At 45.2% G+C, this 21035-nt stretch carries 22 protein-coding genes; 18 read left to right on the top strand and 4 right to left on the bottom strand.

Annotation, left to right across the window (positions count from 1 at the left end; all coding sequences use genetic code 11):
- Positions 1–19: 19 nt before the first annotated feature.
- On the top strand, positions 20–730 hold the full coding sequence (locus tag ACN0V2_RS02200; protein ID WP_417549157.1) for an SIMPL domain-containing protein: 711 nt from the start codon (positions 20–22) through the stop codon (positions 728–730).
- On the opposite strand, the gene ilvA is transcribed toward ACN0V2_RS02200, so the two are convergent.
- Positions 731–2245, bottom strand: coding sequence for a threonine ammonia-lyase, biosynthetic (ilvA, locus tag ACN0V2_RS02195; protein WP_417549156.1), 1515 nt, complete (start codon positions 2243–2245; stop codon positions 731–733).
- Positions 2246–2361: 116 nt separating this feature from the next.
- Between ilvA and rpiA the strand changes: the two genes are divergently transcribed.
- The 3 genes from rpiA to lolD are packed head-to-tail and all read left to right on the top strand — an operon-like array spanning position 2362 to position 4993.
- On the top strand, positions 2362–3024 hold the full coding sequence (gene rpiA, locus ACN0V2_RS02190) for a ribose-5-phosphate isomerase RpiA (RefSeq protein ID WP_417549155.1): 663 nt from the start codon (positions 2362–2364) through the stop codon (positions 3022–3024).
- A gap of 48 nt (positions 3025–3072) precedes the next feature.
- Positions 3073–4320: a lipoprotein-releasing ABC transporter permease subunit gene (locus tag ACN0V2_RS02185; protein WP_417549154.1), complete on the top strand. Its 1248-nt coding sequence runs from the start codon at positions 3073–3075 to the stop codon at positions 4318–4320.
- The gene (lolD, locus tag ACN0V2_RS02180; protein WP_417549153.1) at positions 4313–4993 is read left to right on the top strand and encodes a lipoprotein-releasing ABC transporter ATP-binding protein LolD; all 681 of its coding nucleotides are present in this window, start codon (positions 4313–4315) and stop codon (positions 4991–4993) included. Before ACN0V2_RS02185 ends, lolD begins: the two co-directional genes overlap by 8 nt.
- A gap of 1 nt (position 4994) precedes the next feature.
- Here the strand turns inward: lolD and ACN0V2_RS02175 are convergent, their stop codons facing one another.
- The gene (locus ACN0V2_RS02175; RefSeq protein ID WP_417549259.1) at positions 4995–5495 is read right to left on the bottom strand and encodes a DUF2062 domain-containing protein; all 501 of its coding nucleotides are present in this window, start codon (positions 5493–5495) and stop codon (positions 4995–4997) included.
- A gap of 89 nt (positions 5496–5584) precedes the next feature.
- Between ACN0V2_RS02175 and ACN0V2_RS02170 the strand changes: the two genes are divergently transcribed.
- The 7 genes from ACN0V2_RS02170 to kdsB are packed head-to-tail and all read left to right on the top strand — an operon-like array spanning position 5585 to position 12630.
- Positions 5585–7852, top strand: coding sequence for a DNA internalization-related competence protein ComEC/Rec2 (locus tag ACN0V2_RS02170; RefSeq protein ID WP_417549152.1), 2268 nt, complete (start codon positions 5585–5587; stop codon positions 7850–7852).
- Between the two features lie 51 nt (positions 7853–7903).
- Positions 7904–8539 (top strand): MotA/TolQ/ExbB proton channel family protein, encoded by a 636-nt coding sequence (locus tag ACN0V2_RS02165; RefSeq protein ID WP_417549151.1) that lies wholly within the window; start codon positions 7904–7906, stop codon positions 8537–8539.
- The gene (locus ACN0V2_RS02160) at positions 8536–8961 is read left to right on the top strand and encodes an ExbD/TolR family protein (protein ID WP_417549150.1); all 426 of its coding nucleotides are present in this window, start codon (positions 8536–8538) and stop codon (positions 8959–8961) included. The genes ACN0V2_RS02165 and ACN0V2_RS02160 overlap by 4 nt, the downstream gene beginning before the upstream one ends.
- Positions 8958–10712, top strand: a complete 1755-nt coding sequence (gene msbA, locus ACN0V2_RS02155; protein WP_417549149.1) for a lipid A export permease/ATP-binding protein MsbA — start codon at positions 8958–8960, stop codon at positions 10710–10712. Before ACN0V2_RS02160 ends, msbA begins: the two co-directional genes overlap by 4 nt.
- Entirely contained in the window at positions 10712–11692 is a 981-nt protein-coding gene (lpxK, locus tag ACN0V2_RS02150; RefSeq protein ID WP_417549148.1) for a tetraacyldisaccharide 4'-kinase, read from the top strand. The genes msbA and lpxK overlap by 1 nt, the downstream gene beginning before the upstream one ends.
- Positions 11693–11872, top strand: coding sequence for a Trm112 family protein (locus ACN0V2_RS02145; RefSeq protein ID WP_417549147.1), 180 nt, complete (start codon positions 11693–11695; stop codon positions 11870–11872). It begins immediately after the preceding gene.
- Positions 11872–12630, top strand: coding sequence for a 3-deoxy-manno-octulosonate cytidylyltransferase (kdsB, locus tag ACN0V2_RS02140; protein WP_417549146.1), 759 nt, complete (start codon positions 11872–11874; stop codon positions 12628–12630). The genes ACN0V2_RS02145 and kdsB overlap by 1 nt, the downstream gene beginning before the upstream one ends.
- Here the strand turns inward: kdsB and ACN0V2_RS02135 are convergent.
- Together ACN0V2_RS02135 and ACN0V2_RS02130 are read right to left on the bottom strand one after the other, a co-directional pair.
- Positions 12598–12858: a hypothetical protein gene (locus ACN0V2_RS02135; protein WP_014708114.1), complete on the bottom strand. Its 261-nt coding sequence runs from the start codon at positions 12856–12858 to the stop codon at positions 12598–12600. The genes kdsB and ACN0V2_RS02135 overlap by 33 nt on opposite strands.
- Before the next feature lie 16 nt (positions 12859–12874).
- Complete coding sequence (locus ACN0V2_RS02130) at positions 12875–15295, bottom strand: ribonuclease E/G (RefSeq protein ID WP_417549145.1); 2421 nt, start codon at positions 15293–15295, stop codon at positions 12875–12877.
- A 542-nt stretch (positions 15296–15837) separates the two neighbouring features.
- Between ACN0V2_RS02130 and ACN0V2_RS02125 the strand changes: the two genes are divergently transcribed.
- From ACN0V2_RS02125 to ACN0V2_RS02095, 7 genes are read left to right on the top strand one after another with little or no spacing between them, the layout of a single operon-like run.
- Positions 15838–16797, top strand: a complete 960-nt coding sequence (locus ACN0V2_RS02125) for an RluA family pseudouridine synthase (RefSeq protein ID WP_417549144.1) — start codon at positions 15838–15840, stop codon at positions 16795–16797.
- Positions 16794–17456, top strand: a complete 663-nt coding sequence (locus tag ACN0V2_RS02120) for an HAD-IA family hydrolase (protein ID WP_417549143.1) — start codon at positions 16794–16796, stop codon at positions 17454–17456. Before ACN0V2_RS02125 ends, ACN0V2_RS02120 begins: the two co-directional genes overlap by 4 nt.
- Before the next feature lie 44 nt (positions 17457–17500).
- Positions 17501–18484, top strand: a complete 984-nt coding sequence (locus tag ACN0V2_RS02115) for a S49 family peptidase (RefSeq protein WP_417549142.1) — start codon at positions 17501–17503, stop codon at positions 18482–18484.
- A complete protein-coding gene (locus tag ACN0V2_RS02110) occupies positions 18469–18648 on the top strand; it encodes a hypothetical protein (protein WP_417549141.1) in 180 nt (59 codons plus the stop codon). Before ACN0V2_RS02115 ends, ACN0V2_RS02110 begins: the two co-directional genes overlap by 16 nt.
- Complete coding sequence (locus ACN0V2_RS02105) at positions 18639–19478, top strand: HDOD domain-containing protein (RefSeq protein WP_417549140.1); 840 nt, start codon at positions 18639–18641, stop codon at positions 19476–19478. The genes ACN0V2_RS02110 and ACN0V2_RS02105 overlap by 10 nt, the downstream gene beginning before the upstream one ends.
- Positions 19479–19518: 40 nt before the next feature.
- A complete protein-coding gene (locus tag ACN0V2_RS02100) occupies positions 19519–20166 on the top strand; it encodes an adenylate kinase (RefSeq protein ID WP_417549139.1) in 648 nt (215 codons plus the stop codon).
- A gap of 12 nt (positions 20167–20178) precedes the next feature.
- A complete protein-coding gene (locus tag ACN0V2_RS02095; RefSeq protein WP_417549138.1) occupies positions 20179–21033 on the top strand; it encodes a PfkB family carbohydrate kinase in 855 nt (284 codons plus the stop codon).
- Positions 21034–21035: the final 2 nt, after the last annotated feature.

Below are 21035 nucleotides of genomic sequence, written 5' to 3'. Positions count from 1 at the left end.
TCACAGGAACACTCAATCTATGAAAAATACTTTTTTTGTTATAGGTATGCTGTTTTTCTCAGCCACTGCTACGGCTGAACAAGAATTACACTTTAACCTAATCAATTTGAATGCAACCGCCGCTACTGAAGTAGCAAATGATCAGGTGACCAGCGTGATTCAGGTCATGCTCAATGGCACAGACCCTGCTAAATTAGGGCAACAAGTCAACCAGCGCAGCAATCAGTTGCTGGAAAAAATTAAAGCTTATGATTCGGTCAAATCCCAAACTACCGGCTATCAAACCCGCCCCATGTATAAAGATAGTCAAATCGTCTCTTGGCAAGTGAGTCAGCAGATTCGTCTGCATAGCCATGATTTCACCCAAATGAGTGAGTTATTAGGCGAAGTGCAAGCCTTAGGCACGGTGCAATCGATCGAGTTTTCCCTGTCGGATGCCTTAATCGAAACCACCCAGAACGAATTAATGCAGCAAGCTATCAGTAAGTTTCGTGACAAGGCTTCATTAGTGCAGCAACAATTCAATGAACCCGGTTACCGCCTGGTCAATATGTCCGTTAATACCAGTGGTTATGCCCCGATATATCGCATGGAAAGCCAAATGATGATGTCAGCCGATATGAGCAGCAAAAGTGCACCAGCCGCACTCGAAGCAGGCAGCAATAAAGTTTCTGTCGACGTCAATGGACAGATTCAATTAATCAGCGATACCACGACTGTAACCAATTAATCACTTTAAAAATAAATCATAAGCCGGGTTATCGGTTTCCAACCAGTAGACATAGCCCAGATTATCCAGAAACGCCTGAAATTCATTATTGAATTCAGGCGTCACCTGGATACCCACCAAGACTCTGCCATAAGCAGCACCATGGTTACGGTAATGAAACAGACTGATATTCCAGCGTTGACCGATATGGGTCAGAAAACGTAACAAAGCTCCTGGGCGTTCCGGAAATTCAAAACGAATCAACCGTTCATTTTCAGCTTGCGGTGCGTGCCCGCCGACCATATAACGAACATGTAATTTGGCCATTTCGTTATCAGTGAAATCAATCCACTGATACCCTGCTTGAGTTAAGTTCTCAAACAGGATCTGCCGCTCTTCTTCACGACCCGACATACGCACCCCAACAAATACCTGCGCCTGCTGCTTATCAGCATATCGATAATTAAATTCGGTTATGCCTCGATCCGCCAAAGTCTTGCAGAAGCGTTGGAAACTACCTGGCTGCTCATCAATGGTTGCAGCAAATAATACTTCCCGGCGCTCACCAATCTCCGCACGTTCCGCTACATGACGAAGCCGGTCAAAATTCATATTGGCGCCACTGTTAATAACCACCATGGTCTTGTCATGCAAACCATTTTGCTGAATATATTTTTTGGCGCCGGCAATCGATAACGCTCCCGAAGGCTCTGCAATGGAACGGGTATCGTCAAATACATCCATAATGGCAGCGCAGATTTCATCGGTTTCGACCGTAACAACATGATCAACGGTTTTTTGGGCTATTCGGAAAGGCTCCTCACCCACTTGCCTTACCGCAGTGCCATCGGCAAACAACCCCACTTGGTCCAATTTGACTCGCTCACCGGCATCAAGAGCAGCTTTTAGACTGGCTGCATCCGCTGGTTCCACGGCAATAATCTTAATTTCAGGCCAAATGGCTTTGATATACGCCGCCATGCCCGCCAGTAAACCGCCACCACCCACAGGAATAAATACCGCATAAACTGGATCCGGATGCTGGCGCATGATTTCCATTGCAATAGTGCCCTGTCCGGCAATCACCAAAGGATCATCATAAGGATGAATAAACACTCGTCTCTGATCGGTTGAAACCTGCTGGGCAAAATCAAACGCTTCATCGTAACTGTTACCATGCAGGGTAATATCGGCTCCCAGCATACGCACCGCTTCAACCTTGATAGGTGGTGTCGTAATTGGCATCACGATCATTGCCGAAATACCCATTTTATTGGCTGCCAGTGCCACGCCTTGCGCATGATTGCCTGCTGAAGCAGCAACAACGCCCTGCTTTCTTTCTGCTTCGGTTAAATGGCTCATCCGGTTATAGGCGCCACGTAACTTAAAGGAAAACACCGACTGTAAGTCTTCGCGTTTAATCAGAATCTGATTATCCACCCGCTTGGATAATCTTGGCATTAAATCCAAAGGTGTTTCGATAGCAACATCATAGACGCGCGCTTTGAGGATTTTTTCTACATAGCCTGTGAGCATGGGGTTCCAGATTCAGTCTGTTAAGTTAAACAAAGATGACTACGTTACCATTGCCGACCATTTATCTCTATAATTGGCTGGATAAATCAAGCCATTCAAATTAACAAGGAATCGCAATGACTGCTGATGAAATGAAGAAACAAGCTGCATGGTCGGCTTTGGAATACATTACTACTGACGGTGTAGTGGGCGTAGGCACCGGTTCTACTGTCAATCACTTTATTGATGCGTTAGCTACGATTAAACATCGCATTGAAGGTGCCGTCTCCAGTTCTAATGCTTCAACACAGCGTTTAAAAGATTATGGTATTCACGTCTTCGATTTAAATGACGTCAAAGAAGTTGCGGTGTATGTTGATGGCGCGGATGAGTCCAACCATAACCTGCAACTGATCAAAGGTGGTGGTGGCGCATTAACCCGCGAAAAAATTATTGCTGCCGTTGCTGACAAATTTGTTTGTATTGCGGATGCAACTAAACTGGTTGATGTTTTAGGTAAATTCCCATTACCGGTTGAAGTTATTCCGATGGCACGTAGTTATGTCGCGCGTGAAATCGTCAAACTAGGTGGGCAGCCGGTTTATCGTGAAGGCGTGATCACTGATAACCATAACGTTATTCTAGATGTACATGGTCTGGATATTATGGAGCCGATCAAATTAGAAAAAACGCTGAACGATATTGTTGGCGTAGTGACTAATGGCTTGTTTGCAATGCGTCCCGCAGACGTGTTGTTGCTAGGCACCGAAAACGGTACCCAAACCGTCCACCCTAAATAATATGCACCTGGCCCGCCACCACGGCGGGCTCTTTGCCAGAGCGGATTTATGTTCAGACCACTAAGTGTCTATATTGGCGCCCGTTATACCCGGGCCAAACGTCGTAACCATTTTATTTCGTTCATCTCCATGACCTCCATGCTGGGCGTCGCACTTGGTGTGGCCGCTTTGATTACCGTGTTATCGGTGATGAACGGCTTTGAAAAGGAATTACGCGAACGCATCCTGGGCATGACATCCCATGCCTTTGTTACTGGCTCAGACGGCACCCTGGCCGATTGGCAAAAAGCCGAATCACTTATTGATGGTTTCCCCCGCGTTATCAACTCAGCACCTTTTGTTGAAGGCCAGGCGATGCTAAATCAAGGCAGCCGGGTTCGAGGCACCCAGATTCGTGGTGTGGATCCCACCTTGGAACCAAAGGTTTCCAGCATTGGCGACAAAATCATCCAGGGCCGTTTTGACTCACTGCAACCGGGAAGTTACGGCATTATTCTGGGTAAAGATTTAGCCATTGCCATGGGCGTTGGTACCGGCGATAAAATCACCGTGATAACGCCACATGTAACTCCCACGCCTGCTGGGGTGATTCCAAGACTGAAACGTTTAACCGTTTCCGGTGTTTTTGAAATCGGCATGTATGAATATGACAGCGCCTTAGCCATCATGAACATTGAGGATGCGGCTAATTTATTCCGTATCCCAGGCAAAGTGACTGGCCTACGTTTGCAATTGGATGATGTTTATCAGGCGCCACGCATTACCCGTGATTTATTACAAAGTTTGCCGGCCGAATATCGTGCAGCAGATTGGACTTATCAACACGCTAACTTTTTCCGTGCCTTAAAGACTGAAAAAACGGTGATGTTTGTCATTTTGATGCTGATTGTGGCGGTTGCCGCATTTAACATTGTTTCAACGCTAGTGATGATGGTCACCGATAAATATTCGGATATCGCCATTCTGAGAACATTGGGAATGTCACCGGGCGGCATCATGGGTATCTTCATGGTGCAGGGTATTGTGATAGGCCTGATCGGTACGCTGCTTGGTGTTATAGGTGGGGTCATTTTGGCGTTGAATGTTTCTAACATTATTTCATGGATAGAAACTATTTTAGGTTACCAATTCTTACCAGCAGAGGTGTATTACATCAGTGACCTGCCATCCGATTTACATTGGAATGATGTAACTGTGATTGGTATTACAGCCTTTGTATTATCCATTCTATCGACTATCTACCCTTCCTGGCGTGCTGCTCAGGTGAAACCGGCTGAGGCTTTACGTTATGACTGATAACACCGTAATTCGCTGCCAAAACCTGGTTAAGCGCTATAAAGATGGCAATCTGGAAACACCTGTTTTACAGAATGTTAATTTAACCGTATCTGCAGGTGATCGTATTGCTATTGTGGGAAGCTCCGGTTCCGGTAAAAGCACATTATTACATCTGCTAGGTGGGTTAGATGAACCCACGGATGGAACAATCGAGGTATTGCAACAAGATATCAGTAAGCTTTCGGTGAGTGCCTTAAGTAAATTACGTAATCAATCGCTTGGTTTTGTATATCAATTTCATCATTTATTGCCCGAATTTACCGCAGAAGAAAATGTGGCAATGCCTCTAGTTATTGGTGGCATGCATCCGAAACAGGCTAAACAGCAGTCAGTTGAGTTATTAAAGCAGGTTGGGCTGGGGCACCGTGTACATCACAAACCCAGTGAATTGTCGGGTGGTGAACGTCAACGTGCAGCTTTAGCTCGAGCGTTGATTACCAAACCAGCTTGTCTTCTGGCTGATGAACCCACCGGAAATCTGGATCATCATACAGCTGAAGGTATTTTTGATTTGATTATGCAGTTAAATACAGAGCTGGGAACAGCACTGATTATTGTAACGCATGACACTCAATTGGCTGCGAGAATGAATCAGCAATTCACATTGATTGATGGCAAACTACAAAGCTAATTCAGGGCTTATTATTGTCGTTCTGCTGACGAGATTTTTGACGGTGATAGCGCTTTAACCAGCTGTTGATAACCACTAAACGCCATATCAACCGAACGATTATGACGCCGGAGAGTGCCGCCAGCACACCGCAAATAAACGATCCCAGTAATAACGGTTGCCAGATAAAGCCTAATTCGTCCCATAACCATTCAAGAGTAAAAGCGAACTCATGGGTACGCAGTGGCACGTCCAATATCATCGCACCGACTTTGTAAGTGAAAAAGTAAATGGGTGCCATTGTAAGCGGATTAGTAATCCAAACGCACATCACTGCGATGGGCAAGTTTACCCTGAACCAGATAGCCAGTAGGCCCGCCACCACCATTTGACCTGGCATCGGTATAAAGGCAAAGAAAACCCCTATCGCTACCGCCGCAGAGACCGATCTACGATTAAGATGCCACAATTCTGGAGCCATAATCTTTTCCCCAAAACGGCGAAAATGCTTATGCTCGCGCATAGTCACATGATCTGGCATTATTCGTTTCAGGAATTTACGAGGCATTACGTCTCAGTATTAAGGACAAACGGCGGTCATTATAGGGATATATGGTCAAACCTGCCATTTCATTTTTGTTGGGCTGTTTACTGGTGGTATGGTTGCCGCAGCTACCCTCGTTGTATTGGCTGCTCACTTTACTCCCCTTGGTTTTTATTGCTTGGCGTCGGTCACAATGGGCCATTGTGTGGTTTATCGTTGCAGTGCTGTGGACAAGTGTTCAAGCTCAGCTTAGGTTAGACAACCAACTTGATGCAACACTTGAGAGACAAGATATTCTGGTCACTGGTTTCATTGCTTCCGTTCCCCATCATAACGATCAACGGCTACGTTTTGAATTCGAACCGGAAAGTAACAGCCTAAATTTACCGGCTAAAATTCGCTTAAGCTGGTATTTCCCTCCAGAAATTACGCCCAAAACTAATGAAAAATGGCAATTCATGGTGCGGCTAAAAGCCCCTAGGGGTATGGCTAATCCAGGTGGATTTGATTACGAATCATGGTTGTTTCAACAGCGAATAGGTGCCACCGGCTATATTCGTTCTTCTGAACAAAATCAAAAATTACAATCTGCCTCCCCTTTTGACATTAATTACTGGCGGGCACAATTGATCGGCAAAATGACCGCCATATTAGAACTCAGTCCTCATTTAGCGTTGGTTGAAGGTTTGGCCGTCGGTAACCGAGATCGCATGCAGCCAGCACAGTGGAATACCTTAAGACAAACCGGAACCAGCCATCTATTGGCAATTTCCGGCCTGCATATTGGCCTAGCAGCAGCCTTAGGTTTTTTTGCTACCAAGATACTTTGGCGTATTCGCAGCAAACAATTATTAACGTTAAGTGATCGACAAGCAGGTGCAATTGGCGGTCTGTTGTTGGCTGTGTTCTATGCATTGCTTGCTGGTTTATCGATTCCAACCCAACGTGCTTTGGTGATGGTCAGCGTGGTTATGCTGAGTATCTTTATTAAACGCCGAGTTGAGCCTCTGCAGGTATTAAGTCTGAGTTTGATTTTGGTGTTGCTCATCGACCCATTCGCGACATTATCAGCCGGGTTTTGGCTGTCTTTTGCTGCGGTACTGTGCATTTTGTATGTTGCACAAAATAGACAACCTGCTACCAAATGGCTTTGGCTGCATATTCATCTATGGATAGCGGTTGGTTTAACACCTTTACTCTTATTATTTTTTCAAGAAACATCACTTATCGCTCCACTGGCCAATGTGCTTGCTGTGCCTTTGGTAAGCTTTTTAATTGTGCCATTACTGTTATTGTCGATGTTGCTGTTGAGTTTTGATTTACCAATAGCTGAGTGGTTTTTGCAGCTCACCGAAAAGTTATTGTCTTTACTGTGGTGGTATCTGGAATGGCTTGTCCAATTGCCCTTATCGGTTTGGCAAACGCCGATATTTTCCATCGGGCTGCTTAGTCTCTCAATAATTGGCATCGTATTAATACTCGCTCCACGTGGATGGCCATTGCGCTGGCTTGGCGTTATTTTAATTCTGCCTATCTTCTTTTATAGCCCGAAGAGACCTGATTCTGCAGAAGTTTGGTTTACATTATTAGATGTAGGCCAAGGTTTATCAGCGGTAATACAAACCCAACATCACACTCTTGTGTTTGATACCGGTCCGGCATTTGGTGATTTTGATACTGGCTCGGCCGTGGTTGTACCGTATCTTCGTTCGCTTGGTGTCAAACACTTGGATACATTGGTGATTAGTCATGCCGATAATGATCATATCGGTGGAGCCAATGCAGTTTTGTCTAGTTACCCTGCCAAACATATTCTGAGTAGCGACCCCGACAAGTTGAATGGCAGTCAGCTCTGTCAACAGGGTCAGTCATGGCAATGGGATCAGGTTGAATTTGAGATATTGCATCCGGTATTGGATCAGGTCGGTAGTCGTAATGATTTGTCCTGCGTACTCAAAATAACCAGTCAATACGGTACGATTTTATTGACGGGGGATATTGAACGAGAAGCCGAGATCAATCTGGTCAGAAACCAGGCCGTGAACCTCAACGCAAACATTCTTGTAGCTCCCCATCATGGAAGTCGCACTTCATCTTCTAAGGTATTTATTCAGAAGGTTGAGCCACAAACTGTTTTATTTGCCAGTGGTTATCAAAATCGTTTTAACTTTCCAGCCACCGATGTGGTCAATCGATATCACAACTTTGGTAGCAAAACCTTTCAAACGGGAACGCACGGTGCATTGTTTATCAAACTTGATCAACAACTAGATTTAAGTCCTAAAGGCTGGCGCGAACAACAACGCAGATTATGGATGCGTAACGCTACTGAATAAATGCGTTTTCACGTATCATGGCAACATTTCATTAACTGGGACGGATGGAGCATGCTGGAACTATTTAAAGCAGGTGGCTGGCTGATGTTACCGCTACTTGGCTGCTCAATAATTGCTATTGCGATTATTGCAGAGCGCTTTTGGAGCCTTCAACAACGCAAAATCGCACCACCTGAATTAATTACCCAAATCTGGCAATGGTTACAGTTTAAGCAAATTGACCAATACCGTATTAACTCTCTGCAAAAAAACTCGCCATTAGGTCAGATCCTCGCGGCTGGTTTGATTAATCGTAATAGCTCTCGCGATATCACCAAGGAAAGCATTGAAGATACCGGTCGTCATGTAACACAACAATTGGAACGTAATCTCAATACCCTGGGTACCATTGCTGCCATATCTCCTTTACTTGGTTTATTAGGTACCGTTATTGGCATGATTAAAGTGTTTGCCGCCATTACGTTGGAAGGTGTAGGAAATCCAGAAACCTTAGCAGGCGGCATTTCAGAAGCGTTACTCACTACAGCAGCCGGCCTAGTAGTGGCGATTCCCAGCGTGATTTTTTACCGCTATTTCCGTGGAAAAATTAATCAACTAGTGGTCAGCATGGAAGAACAAGCCATGCAATTAATTGAAATGCTACATGGAGAACGTGACTTTGATCCCGATGAGGCTCGTGGTCTATGAAACTTTTGCCTCGGCATTCTGAAGAACCCGACGTCAATCTCACCCCGATGATTGATGTGGTATTCCTGTTATTACTGTTTTTTATGGTATCCACCAGTTTTATCCGGGAAAGTTCTTTGAAAGTGGATTTACCCGAAGCCAGCGGTCAAGCATTAGCTGAACAGGAAGCACCGATTGATATCATTATTCGGGCCAACGGTGAAGTGCTGGTCAATGACACGCCAATTGCTGTCGCGACGCGAGATGCATTGCGTGATTTGCTCAAAACCACAGCAGGCGATAATGCTGATCCACACATCATTATCAGCGCTGATGCTAATGCCGAATATCAACATATTGTCACGGCTATGGATGCTGCTCAATTACTGGGCTTTACTCGTTTGACCTTGGCAACACGCCAGAAAACCACTGAGACCCCATGAAACAAATTGCCAATGAGATGAGCGCTGTACAACTTTATAAGCGCCTGCTGACTTATGTAAGACCCTATTGGCTGGTATTTTCTGCAGTCATTTTGTCTATGCTGGTTTATGCCGGCAGTGAAACGGCCATGGCTGCGATAATGAAACCACTAATGGATGGCAGCTTCGTCGAAAAAGACCCGTTTATTATTAAATGGATCCCAGTTGCATTAATTGGAATTTTTCTGGTTCGTGGTGTCGCCAACTTTGTGACCACATATGGTTTAGGCTGGATCGCACGGAATGTGATAATGACGTTGCGCACCGAGATGTTTGACCGTTTATTGACATTACCCGCTAGCTTTTACGATAAAAGTACATCGGGACAACTGATGTCTAAATTGTTGTACGACGTAGAGCAAGTAGCCGATGCGGCAACTGACGCCATTCTCGTTTTAGTTCGTGACACATTGACGATAGTCGGATTGCTTGCCTGGATGGTTTATCTTAATGGCCTGCTATCGTTAATTATTTTATTGACGGTACCGTTTATCGGTCTGTTAGTTTACAAAATTAGTTCCCGTTTCAGGCGCATCAGTAAAACCATTCAGGATTCTATGGGGGATGTCAGCCACACCTCGAGTGAAGTCATTGAAGGTCATCGCGAAGTTAAAACTTTTGGTAGCCAGCATTATGAAGCCAAACGGTTTGACAAGGTCAATCAGCTTAACCGTCGCCAACGAATGAAAAAAATCGCCACAGAAGCCACCAGTCAGCCGATTATCGAATTAATCGCCGTGCTGGGGCTGGCGGTAGTAATTTATCTGGCTACCCTACCGCAAATGTTAGAACAAATTACTGTTGGTACCTTCATTTCATTTATCACAGCGATGTTTATGATCCTGACACCGTTGAAACGCCTGACTAAACTCAATTCCAAACTTCAGGCCGGTATCGCAGCCGCCGATAGTGTATTTACCATGCTGGATCAAAAACCGGAAGCAGATACGGGCACACAAGAACTGGAACGTGCGAAGGGAGACATTCGCTTCGAACAGGTTGGCTTTGAGTACAACGCAAACTCACGAAAGGTTCTGGACAATATCAGTTTTGAAGTAAAAGCCAGCCAGACCATTGCTTTTGTTGGGCACTCTGGTAGTGGGAAAACCACCTTGGTGAGTTTACTACCGCGGTTTTATATGCCAACCAGCGGACACATTTTTATCGATGAAATCGATATCAGTCAGCTTAAATTGCTTGATTTACGCAAACAGATTTCATTAGTTAACCAACAGGTAATTTTATTTAACGACACCATTGCCAATAATATTACCTATGGCCAGAAAACAGTTGTTGCTGAAGAACGTATTATTGAAGCGGCTAAAGCGGCGCATGCCTGGGAGTTTATTCAAAAGCTGCCAGAGGGTTTGCAAACCCAGGTGGGACAGAACGGCGTACTGCTCTCCGGTGGACAACGACAACGACTGGCGATTGCCCGGGCGTTATTGCGTGATACGCCTATTCTGATTCTCGATGAAGCGACCGCTTCATTGGATTCTGAAGCAGAAAGACATATCCAATCAGCTTTAGAAAACCTGATGCATAGTCGCACCACATTGGTGATTGCTCACCGGCTTTCGACTATCGAAAAAGCCGATCTTATTGTGGTGATGCATGACGGGCGAATTGTTGAAACCGGTACCCATCAGCAATTGATTGCTAAAGGTGATCATTACGCAGAGCTTCACCGGTTGCAGTTTCAGCAGCAATAATGAAGACAGATTGGCTAACTAATAGTTGGTATCGTCCCTCTCTATTAAGCTGGTTATTGAGACCATTCAACTGGTTATATCGGTTAATTATCTGGCAGCGACGTCAGGCTTATCGTTACGGTATCTTCAAGCAATATTCACTACCGGTACCTGTGATTATAGTCGGTAATATCAGTGTTGGCGGCAGTGGTAAAACACCTTTTGTGATCTGGCTGGCCCAATATTTACAAAAGCAGGGCTGGCAACCGGGCATTATCAGTCGTGGTTATGGTGGCAAGGCAGATGATTATCCCTGCAGTGTTCACCTCGATAGTCTGGCTGCAGAAGTTGGTGATGAGCCCTTATTAATTCATCAGCGTACACAGTGTCCAGTGGTGGTGGCTCCAGATCGGGTGGCTGCAGGCCAACAACTCTTAGCAGACAACTCCTGTAATGTGATTATCACCGACGATGGTCTGCAACATTATCGACTTCAGCGTGATATAGAAATTGTCATTATTGATGCTAATCGTGGGCTGGGTAATAAATTATGTCTACCAGCCGGGCCACTGCGTGAACCTTTGTCCCGACTTGAAACCGTTGATTTTACTATTTTTCATGGTGAGTCCGATTCTCAGCGGCTAAGCATGCAACTGCAACTCCAGCAAGCAGTCCAGTTAAAAAATAATAATCTTCACAAATCATTAACTGAATTTGCTGAAACCCCTATTTATGTCGTCGCCGGAATCGGTCACCCGCAACGTTTTTTTGACCAGTTGCAACAACTCGGTTTAACCATCATTCCCCATGCATTTGCTGATCATCATGCCTATACTGAAACGGATTTCCAGTTTGCAGAAACCTATCCCATACTGATGACTGAAAAAGATGCGGTAAAATGTCAGGGCTTTGCCACAGAAAACATGTGGTATGTGCCAGCGGAGGCTAAACTGAGCCCATCACTTGGGCCAGCAATCGACAAAAAATTAAGAGAGCTTTAAATGGATAAAACCTTATTGGAAATACTCGCTTGCCCCGTCTGTAAGAGCAGTATTTTATATCAGAAACAATCCCAGGAACTGGTGTGTAAAGCCTGCCGTGTAGCGTATCCCATTCGTGATGAAATCCCGGTGATGTTAGTTGATGAAGCACGCGAACTGACGGCTGAAGAAACCTACTGATGAAATTTAAAATCATTATTCCGGCCCGCTTTGCTTCAAGCCGGCTGCCAGGAAAGCCTTTATGTCAAATCGTCGGTAAACCGATGATTCAACATGTCTATGAAAGAGCCATGGAAAGTGAAGCCAGTGAAGTTATTATCGCAACAGATGATCAGCGTATTGCCGAGGCGGCGAAAAGTTTTGGTGCAGATGTCTGCATGACTCGGGATGATCATATTTCAGGCACTGATCGTTTGGCAGAAGTAGCTCAGTTAAGAGCATTTCATGGCGATGATTTAGTAGTGAATGTCCAGGGAGATGAGCCCTGTTTGCCAGCAGTGTTGATTAATCAGGTGGCAGCGGATCTGGCCCACCATCGTGAAGCAGCCATTACTTCGCTTTACAGCCCGTTAAAACTCGCTGAACAGGTATTTGATCCTAATATCGTTAAAGTGGTGGTGGATGCTAAAGGTTATGCGATGTATTTTAGCCGCGCCCCTATTCCTTGGTTACGCGAGCATTTTAATAACAAACAGGCACTCGACAACATCACTATGCCGCATTTAAAGCATGTTGGCATGTACGCCTATCGAGCAGATTTTTTGCATCGTTATCATGAATTACCACCTGCACCGCCGGAACAATTTGAATCATTGGAACAGCTTCGAGCGCTTTACCATGGCAATCGGATTCATTTGACAGAAGCTCAGGTTGATCCGGGACACGGGGTTGATACAGAGCAGGATTTATTGGCCGTAGAGGCCTTGCTCTCTCAGTAATTGGTCCAGGCCAGCTGAGACTAACTCGGCATGTAACTCACCCTCACCATCAAAAACCGGTAAAACATGGGTTACAGGAACCGGACGATGCCCTTCTCCATATTGTGTTGGCTGGATATTACTATCCTGATTAAGCTCTTGTAATACCAGCTCACAACCATCCAGCAACTCTATAATTTCACAGCGTTGGTGATGGTATACGACTTGCTGACCAATAAGGTTCAGCAAGTCGTCACAGCTAAATTTATGATTCCTTGGCATCTGCTTTAGGACTCTCTTCAGTTGGTTTTGTTTTTTCAACTGGTTTTGGTTTTTCAACCTTCTGAGTCTCATTATCAGCCGAAGCAGGATTTTTTTCTACCTCATTTGTTTCACGGTTTTCTTTGTCTTTCGGTGGTGCTCCACGGCGACGGCGATTATTAGTCGTAGCACCTGTACTGGTACGTGAGCGACGTGGCGCTGATTTGGGTGGAATTTTATTGCCGTCGACTTCTGGCTCGGTAGAGACCGGAATGGCATTGCCATTCACTTCGGGTTCGGGTGCAGGAATAGCATTACCATTAATTTCCGGCGGCGGTGCTGGAATAGCATTACCTTTTTCGACCGGTTCCGCTTTCTCAACATTATCAGCCGTTACCTCACCTGTTGGAGTTGCCTCGCCTTCACCACGTCCACGACGTCGACGTCCACCTCGACGTGAACGTTTAGCATTAGGATTGCGGGTTTTATCATCACCTGTTGCATCTGTTACCGGTTTACTATCAGGCTTATCCGATTTCACTGGAGCGGATTCAGTTGCTTTTGGAGCTTGCGATTCATCACTACTATTGTTAGTAGCTTCCGGGCGACGAGGACGATTATTGTTACGTCGGTTTGTATTATTACGGCCTCGATTACGACGGTTTTGATGACGCGCTTCCCTCTCCTCATCCGTTTCTTTTTCTGCTGAACGTGGCTTTGTTGCGTCTGCAGGCGTTTCTACTGGAGCGCCGGTTAGTACCCCTAACAAACGTTTCAGTAGACTTGGTTTACGTTCAGCAACTGCAGGTTTGATAATCGGTGCCGGAGCAATAGGTGCAATACCAGTTACAGCAGGTTGCTCCATAACAGTTTTTTCTTTTAAGACGACAGTTGCTTCAATTTCAGGCGTAGTAATTAATTGATGACTGCTGGTTTGTTTCTCATTGCCATCTTTAATACGTTCGATATCGTAGTGTGGTGTTTCCAGATGTGGGTTAGGAATCAACACCAAACGCACACTATGACGCTTCTCGATGGTATCAATTTGGGCACGTTTTTCATTCAGCATAAAGGTCGCCACGGACACGGGCAACTGAATGACCAATTGGCTGACGTTATCTTTAGTCGCTTCTTCTTCAACCAGACGTAATACCGCTAAACCTAAAGATTCTACGCCACGCACATGGCCTAAACCGGCACAACGTGGGCAGACTTCCTGATGCGCATCGCCTAAAGCAGGACGCAAACGTTGACGAGACATTTCCAGCAAACCAAAGCGTGAAATACGGCCAATTTGCACCCGTGCACGATCTGATTTGAGATGATCACGCAGACGATTTTCAACTTCACGTTGATTGCGAGTTGGCCCCATATCAATAAAGTCGATAACCACTAAACCACCCAAATCACGCAAGCGTAATTGACGGGCAATTTCTTCAGCAGCTTCCAGATTGGTGTTAAGTGCGGTTTCCTCGATATCCCCACCCTTATTAGCACGAGCCGAGTTCACATCGATTGAAATTAAGGCTTCTGTCGGGTCAATGACCAGAGCGCCACCGGAAGGCAAACGCACTTCGTGACGGAAGGCACTCTCAATCTGGCTTTCTAACTGGTAACGAGTAAATAATGGGACTTTATCTTGATACAGCTTGAATTTACTGAGTTCATGCGGCATCACCATGCGCATGAAATCGTAACCCGTTTGATAAACCTCGGGGGAATCCACCAGAATTTCGCCAATATCTTTACGTAAATAATCACGTAAAGCGCGAATAATAATATTGCTTTCTTGATACACCAAAAAGGGTGCGCTACGGTCTTTGGTGGCTAAATCAATAGCGGTCCATAACTGAACTAGATATTCCAAATCCCATTGCAATTCTTCGGTTTGCTTGCCCACGCCAGCGGTACGGACAATCATGCCCATGCCTTCGGGGATTTCCAGTTCACGCAAGGCTTCTTGTAACTCAGCGCGATCATCACCTTCAATACGACGCGAAATACCACCTGCGCGTGGGCTGTTTGGCATCAGCACTAAGTAACGACCGGCTAAGCTTATAAAGGTTGTAAGTGCTGCGCCTTTGTTACCACGCTCTTCTTTTTCAATCTGAATAACCAGTTCTTGGCCAACAGAAAGCACATCCTGCACATTGATTCGGCCATTGTTATCGCCGTCATCTTTGCTTTGTCTAAAATACGTTTTGCTGATTTCTTTAAGTGGCAGAAAGCCTTGACGCTCAGAACCGTATTCAACAAAAACTGCTTCAAGACTGGGTTCTACGCGAGTGATTTTACCTTTATAAATATTGCCTTTTTTCTGTTCTCTGGAAGGAGTATCGATATCTAGATCGAACAAGCGTTGGCCATCGACCATCGCAACACGCAACTCTTCCTCGTGCGTTGCGTTAATTAAAATTCGTTTCATTCATAAACCTCAGTTAGAGGTTCACGCGTCAGTACAGCCAGTAAGTCGGGCGGCATCAGCCTGCCCAGAGCATCCAGAACGGCGTTTTATTAGCAATATAATCAACTAGTCGAGCACTGCCAGCATCGAATCATCAGATTACTGGTCATTAATACAATGTCATCACATTGTGGCTGCAATAGGGTTCTGCAACGCTACATAACGTTTTACGACTCTCTTTAGTCGCATTACGTTTGATTATTTACTTCGTCGCCCTGTCTTGTACATTTTCTGCTATTTGTTTTGCTGTAACCAGACGTGGGAACCATTTATTCTCAAAAACAAGCTCCGTTTTAGGGAGCCCTGCATCACTGAACCCCTGTTCAGCGTATTCAAATTCGTTTCGTGTCCTTAGCCGCATCAACCCCATTCCTAGGGGGCGCGACGTTTGCTTCAGTCTGATCGTCAGAAAGTCGGTATACTGACCTCATTTTACGTACAGACCAACGGCGAAATATATCAGTCTGCAACCACATCAGCAAGAAATAACCTAACAATATTCTATGGCGAATTCTCCACAAGCATCACCGGCTGTCCAATTTATCGATATTCGTGCCGATCAGGCAGGTCAACGCATCGATAATTTTTTGATTACATTAGAAAAAGGCGTTCCCAAGAGCCGGATTTATCGTGCTTTGCGCAAAGGTGAGGTTCGGGTCAACAAAGGTCGCATCAAACAGACCTACAGACTGCAGGCCGGTGATCAAGTGCGAATCCCTCCGCTAAGAGTCAGCGAAAAAGTCATTATCACGGAATTGTCGGAATCGCTTTCAGATGCGCTCGAAAACGCTATTTTACTGGAAGATGATGACTTATTGGTGATTAACAAACCCTCTGGTTTGGCCGTACATGCTGGCAGTCAAATCCAGTTGGGCCTCATCGAAGCGATGCGCATTATCCGACCGGACAATCGTTTTGTGGAATTGGTACATCGTTTAGATCGGGATACATCTGGATGTTTGGTCATGGCCAAAAGCCGGGAAGCACTGTTAAATCTGCAGGAACAGATGAAAAACGCCGAAACAGATAAACGCTATCTGACGTTAACTAAGGGCCGTTGGCCGGCAACGGAAAATATTGTTGATCTGGCATTGCAAAAAAACAACTTGAGTTCAGGAGAGCGTATGGTCGTACCTGATGTGAACGGCAAAAAATCTAAAACCTTGTTTGAGGTAAAGCAGGACTTTACTGGGTGTCAGCTGGTTGCAGCAAAACTTTATACAGGGAGAACGCATCAAATTCGAGTGCATAGTGCCAGTCAGTCACATCCAGTCGGTGGTGATGAAAAATACGGTGATCGCGAATTTAATAAACGTCTCAAACAATTTGGCTTAAAACGCATGTTTCTGCATGCCTGGCAGCTTTCAATTAAACATCCAATAACCCAACAACCATTAACCTTTAATGCTGAATTGCCTGACGCATTGAATGAGGTATTAAAACAATTGGAAGGCCGATCATGAGCCAATACCAAATGATCGTTTTTGACTGGGATGGCACGCTGATGGATTCCACCAGCCATATTGTATTTTGCATGCGCGAAGCAATACATAAATTGCAGCTATCGCCATTAACCGATACGGCTATCCAGCAAATTATTGGCTTAGGTTTATCTGAAGCCGTTCGTACGCTGTATCCACATAGTACAGATGACGATATTCAAAGACTGGCAATGGCCTATCGAGAAATCTGGTTGGATCATCCTTATGACTCCCCAATGTTTGAAAATGCCATTGAGTTATTGCATAAATTGGCAAAGCAGAATATTTTTCTCGGCGTAGCAACCGGTAAAGGCCGCCGTGGTCTGGATAAAGTTCTGGCGGCTACCGGCTTGGCTGACTTATTTACAGCAACCCGTTGTGCGGATGAATGTCATTCCAAACCAAACCCGCAAATGCTGGAAGAGTTAATGGATTTCTGCGGTGTTAAAGCAGAGGACACGATTATGATTGGTGACACCGAATTTGATTTGCTGATGGCTCACAATGCCAAGGCGAAAAGCGTTGCTATCACGCATGGTGCGCATGCGTTGGACAGGCTTGAAGCCTGCAAACCACTGCATATTGTGAATGACTTATATGCATTGGATGATTGGTTGCATGGTAACAACGTGCGCTTTTGATTATGATGTGACCCAATCAACTTTATTGTTCAGGATGAAACACAATGGCAACTTTTGGCGACTTCCCACCAGAACACAAACAAGATCCAAATAATACTGCAGCGCAAAATGACCAATGGGAACGTAAAGTTTTACAAGATCTCGCTTTTGCTGCTATCAAAGAGCAACGCGCTAGCCGCCGCTGGGGCTATGTTTTTAAATTTTTAGTGTTACTTTATCTCGTTGCTATATTCATGGTCACCAGACCGTTTGGGGATAGTAGCCTGCCATCCGGCCCACATACGGCTTTGGTTGATGTGAATGGTGTAATTGCTCCAGATATGGAAGCCAGTGCCGACCGTGTAGTCACTGGGATACGTGAAGCTTTTGAAAGCCCGGATGCAAAAGCCTTAATTATTCGAATGAATACACCCGGTGGAAGCCCTGTCCAGTCAGGAGTGATCAACGATGAAATCACGCGTTTACGAGCAACCCGACCTGATTTCCCGGTATATGCCGTTATTCAGGATGTCTGTGCTTCGGGTGGTTACTATATCGCTGTAGCAGCTGATGAAATATATGCCGATAAAGCTAGTATTGTCGGTTCTATCGGCGTGCGTATGGACAGTTTTGGCTTTACCGAAGCAATGGATAAACTGGGGGTGGAAAGACGCTCATTAACAGCTGGCGACAACAAAGCCTTCCTCGATCCGTTTATGCCGCTTAAAGAAAGAGATGTTGAGCATGCCAATCAAATGCTTAGCAACATTCATCAGCAGTTTATTGATGTAGTGAAAGCGGGTCGTGGTGATCGTTTGAAAAATAATGATGAAATTTTCTCTGGTCTATTTTGGTCTGGAGAACAAGCACTTGAATTAGGCCTGATTGATGGCCTGGCAAATAGCAGCACCGTTGCAAGAGATATTGTTGGCGCAGAAGAAATAGTTGATTACACACCCAGACCAAGCTACTTAGATCGCTTTGCCGGTAGTCTCGGGGTAAAGATCAGTGAAACCCTTATCAGTAGTCAATATTGGACATTACGTTAATGGAAGCCGGTCATCATGACGAATTGGCCGCGAAAGCTCTAGCTGAACGCAAAGAGTTATTTCGTTATGCCGATCTGAATCATCCATTGGTTGCCTTGTTATTCAAAGAGGCAACATTGGAAAAATTAACACCAGATGAGCCGGCCCCATCATCATGGCTTTGACACCTCAATCATTAGTCAATAAATCGCTGGAATTGGTCTCACCACCCAGCACTTACGCTCGGCTTGATGAATTAATTCATGATCCTGATAGTGCTATTGATGACATCAGTAATATCATTAATACCGACCCAGCACTGACAACTCGATTATTAAAAATCGTCAACAGTCCGTTTTATGGTTTTCCATCACAAATCAATACCATTTCCCGTGCCATTACCGTCATCGGTACACGTGAATTAATCAACCTAGTGTTAGCAACATCGGTGGTCAATGCCTTTACTGGTATTCCCAAATCGCTAATGGAAATGAATATCTTTTGGCGCCATAGCCTAGCCTGCGCGATTTCTGCAAAGTTATTAGCGGAAGCAGCCGGCCATAAACAAAGTGAACAATATCTAATAGCTGGATTACTACATAACATTGGCAGTTTAGTGTTATATCAATCTGTACCAGAACTTTCTGCAGAAGCCATCAAAAGCGCTCGTTTTGGGCACGAAGTTTTACATCTCGCAGAACAGCGAGTTATCGGTTTTGACCATACCGACGTTGGCGAAGCGTTATTACAGGCTTGGCGCTTGCCCGAATCTTTAGGATTTGTGGCACGCCACCACCATACCCCTGTGGCATCAGGCTATGCAGCTGAAGTATGTATCGTCCATGTCGCTGATGTCCTGGTGAGTGCCGTACCTTTTGGGCATAGCGGTGATCAACATGTGCCACCGTTGGATCCTGTGGCGTGGGAAAGATTAGGTTTACAGCCGGAGATTATTCCACCACTACTACGTAAAGTTGCCATTCAATTGGAACATTTAGCAGCAAACTTATTATAAAAACTCACATAAACGAACAGTAAACAAGCAAGAGGCAAACATGAGAACAGTATTACTTGGCGCGCCGGGTTCTGGTAAAGGTACTCAGGGTGTTTTTCTATCGAAAAAATTTAATATCCCCCAAATTTCAACAGGCGACCTGTTGCGTGCCGCGGTCACGGCCGGCTCAGAATTGGGTAAACAAGCTAAGTCCGCGATGGATGCCGGCGCGCTGGTCTCCGATGAAATCGTGATTGGTCTTATCCGTGAACGCCTGACCCACGATGATGCCAAAAACGGCTATATTTTGGATGGCTTCCCACGCAATATCGCTCAAGCCGAAGCATTGGATCAAATGCTTGTTGATCTGGGTCAACCACTGCAAGGTGTTGTGTTGCTGGATGTGCCTTTCAACGAATTGATGCAACGTTTAACCGGACGTCGTACTTGTAAAGATTGTGGTGCTATCTTTAACGTACATTTATCTCCACCAGCTAAAGAAGGCGTGTGTGATAACTGTGGCGGTGAGTTATTCCAGCGTCAAGATGATAACGAAGCCACCATCGAAAATCGCCTGAAAGTCTATGAAGAACAAACCGCGCCATTGGTTGGCTTCTATCAACAACAGAATAAACTGCACACGATTAAAGGTACCGGCGATATTGATGCCATTACTGATGCAGTCGGTGCCATTTTCGACGACATCTGATTTGTTTTACTGATGGCACGCATTCTGGCCACCGGCATTGCGACGCTGGATATTGTCAATGAAGTTGCCAGTTATCCGGAAGAGGATGCAGAAGTTCGGGCATTATCACAGCGCATCCGCCGTGGTGGTAATGCCAGTAACACCCTTTGTGTGTTAAGTCAGCTGGGCCATCAAAGTTATTTGGCGGCAACACTGATTAATGAGGCCAATGGTCAGGTTATCGAAGCCGATCTAAATCGCTATCAAATCAATACACAGTTTTGCCCTCGATTGAATGAGGGCAAAATGCCCACATCCTACATCACGTTAAACCGGCAAACTGGCAGTCGTACGATTGTGCATCACCGTGATTGTCCCGAATTGAGTTTTGCCACATTCCAGCATATCGACTTATCAGTATTTGACTGGTTACATTTTGAAGGCCGTAATATTGCTGAATTAGATAAAATACTTAAATATTGTCGGCAAAAGGCACCAAATGTGCCTATCTCATTAGAAATAGAGAAACCTCGCGAAGATATTGAAAGCATATTTGATTGGGCTGACTGGTTATTTTTTTCCAAGCATTACGCTCAGGCCAAAGGATATATGACTGCAGAGGATATGCTGGCTTCGCTGCCGGTTAACTATCAGGCAACACTTACCTGGGGTGCAGAAGGTGCTTATGGCTGGCACAATGGAAAAGTTATGTATGTTCCAGCAATTAAGATAGAGCACGTGGTTGATAGTCTGGGTGCTGGTGATAGCTTTAATGCTGGAATGATCCATAGCCTGGTAGCGGAAAATTCGCGACAGGATAGTCTGCAATTTGCCAGTCAGCTCGCCGCTAGTAAATGCCAACAATATGGTTTTGAAAATCTCGTTTAATT

The sequence above is a fragment of the Methylophaga sp. genome, from assembly GCF_048266885.1.
Classification (GTDB): domain Bacteria; phylum Pseudomonadota; class Gammaproteobacteria; order Nitrosococcales; family Methylophagaceae; genus Methylophaga.
The sequence above is the reverse complement of the archived record's forward strand: the minus strand, read 5'-3'. Positions and strand labels throughout refer to the sequence as shown.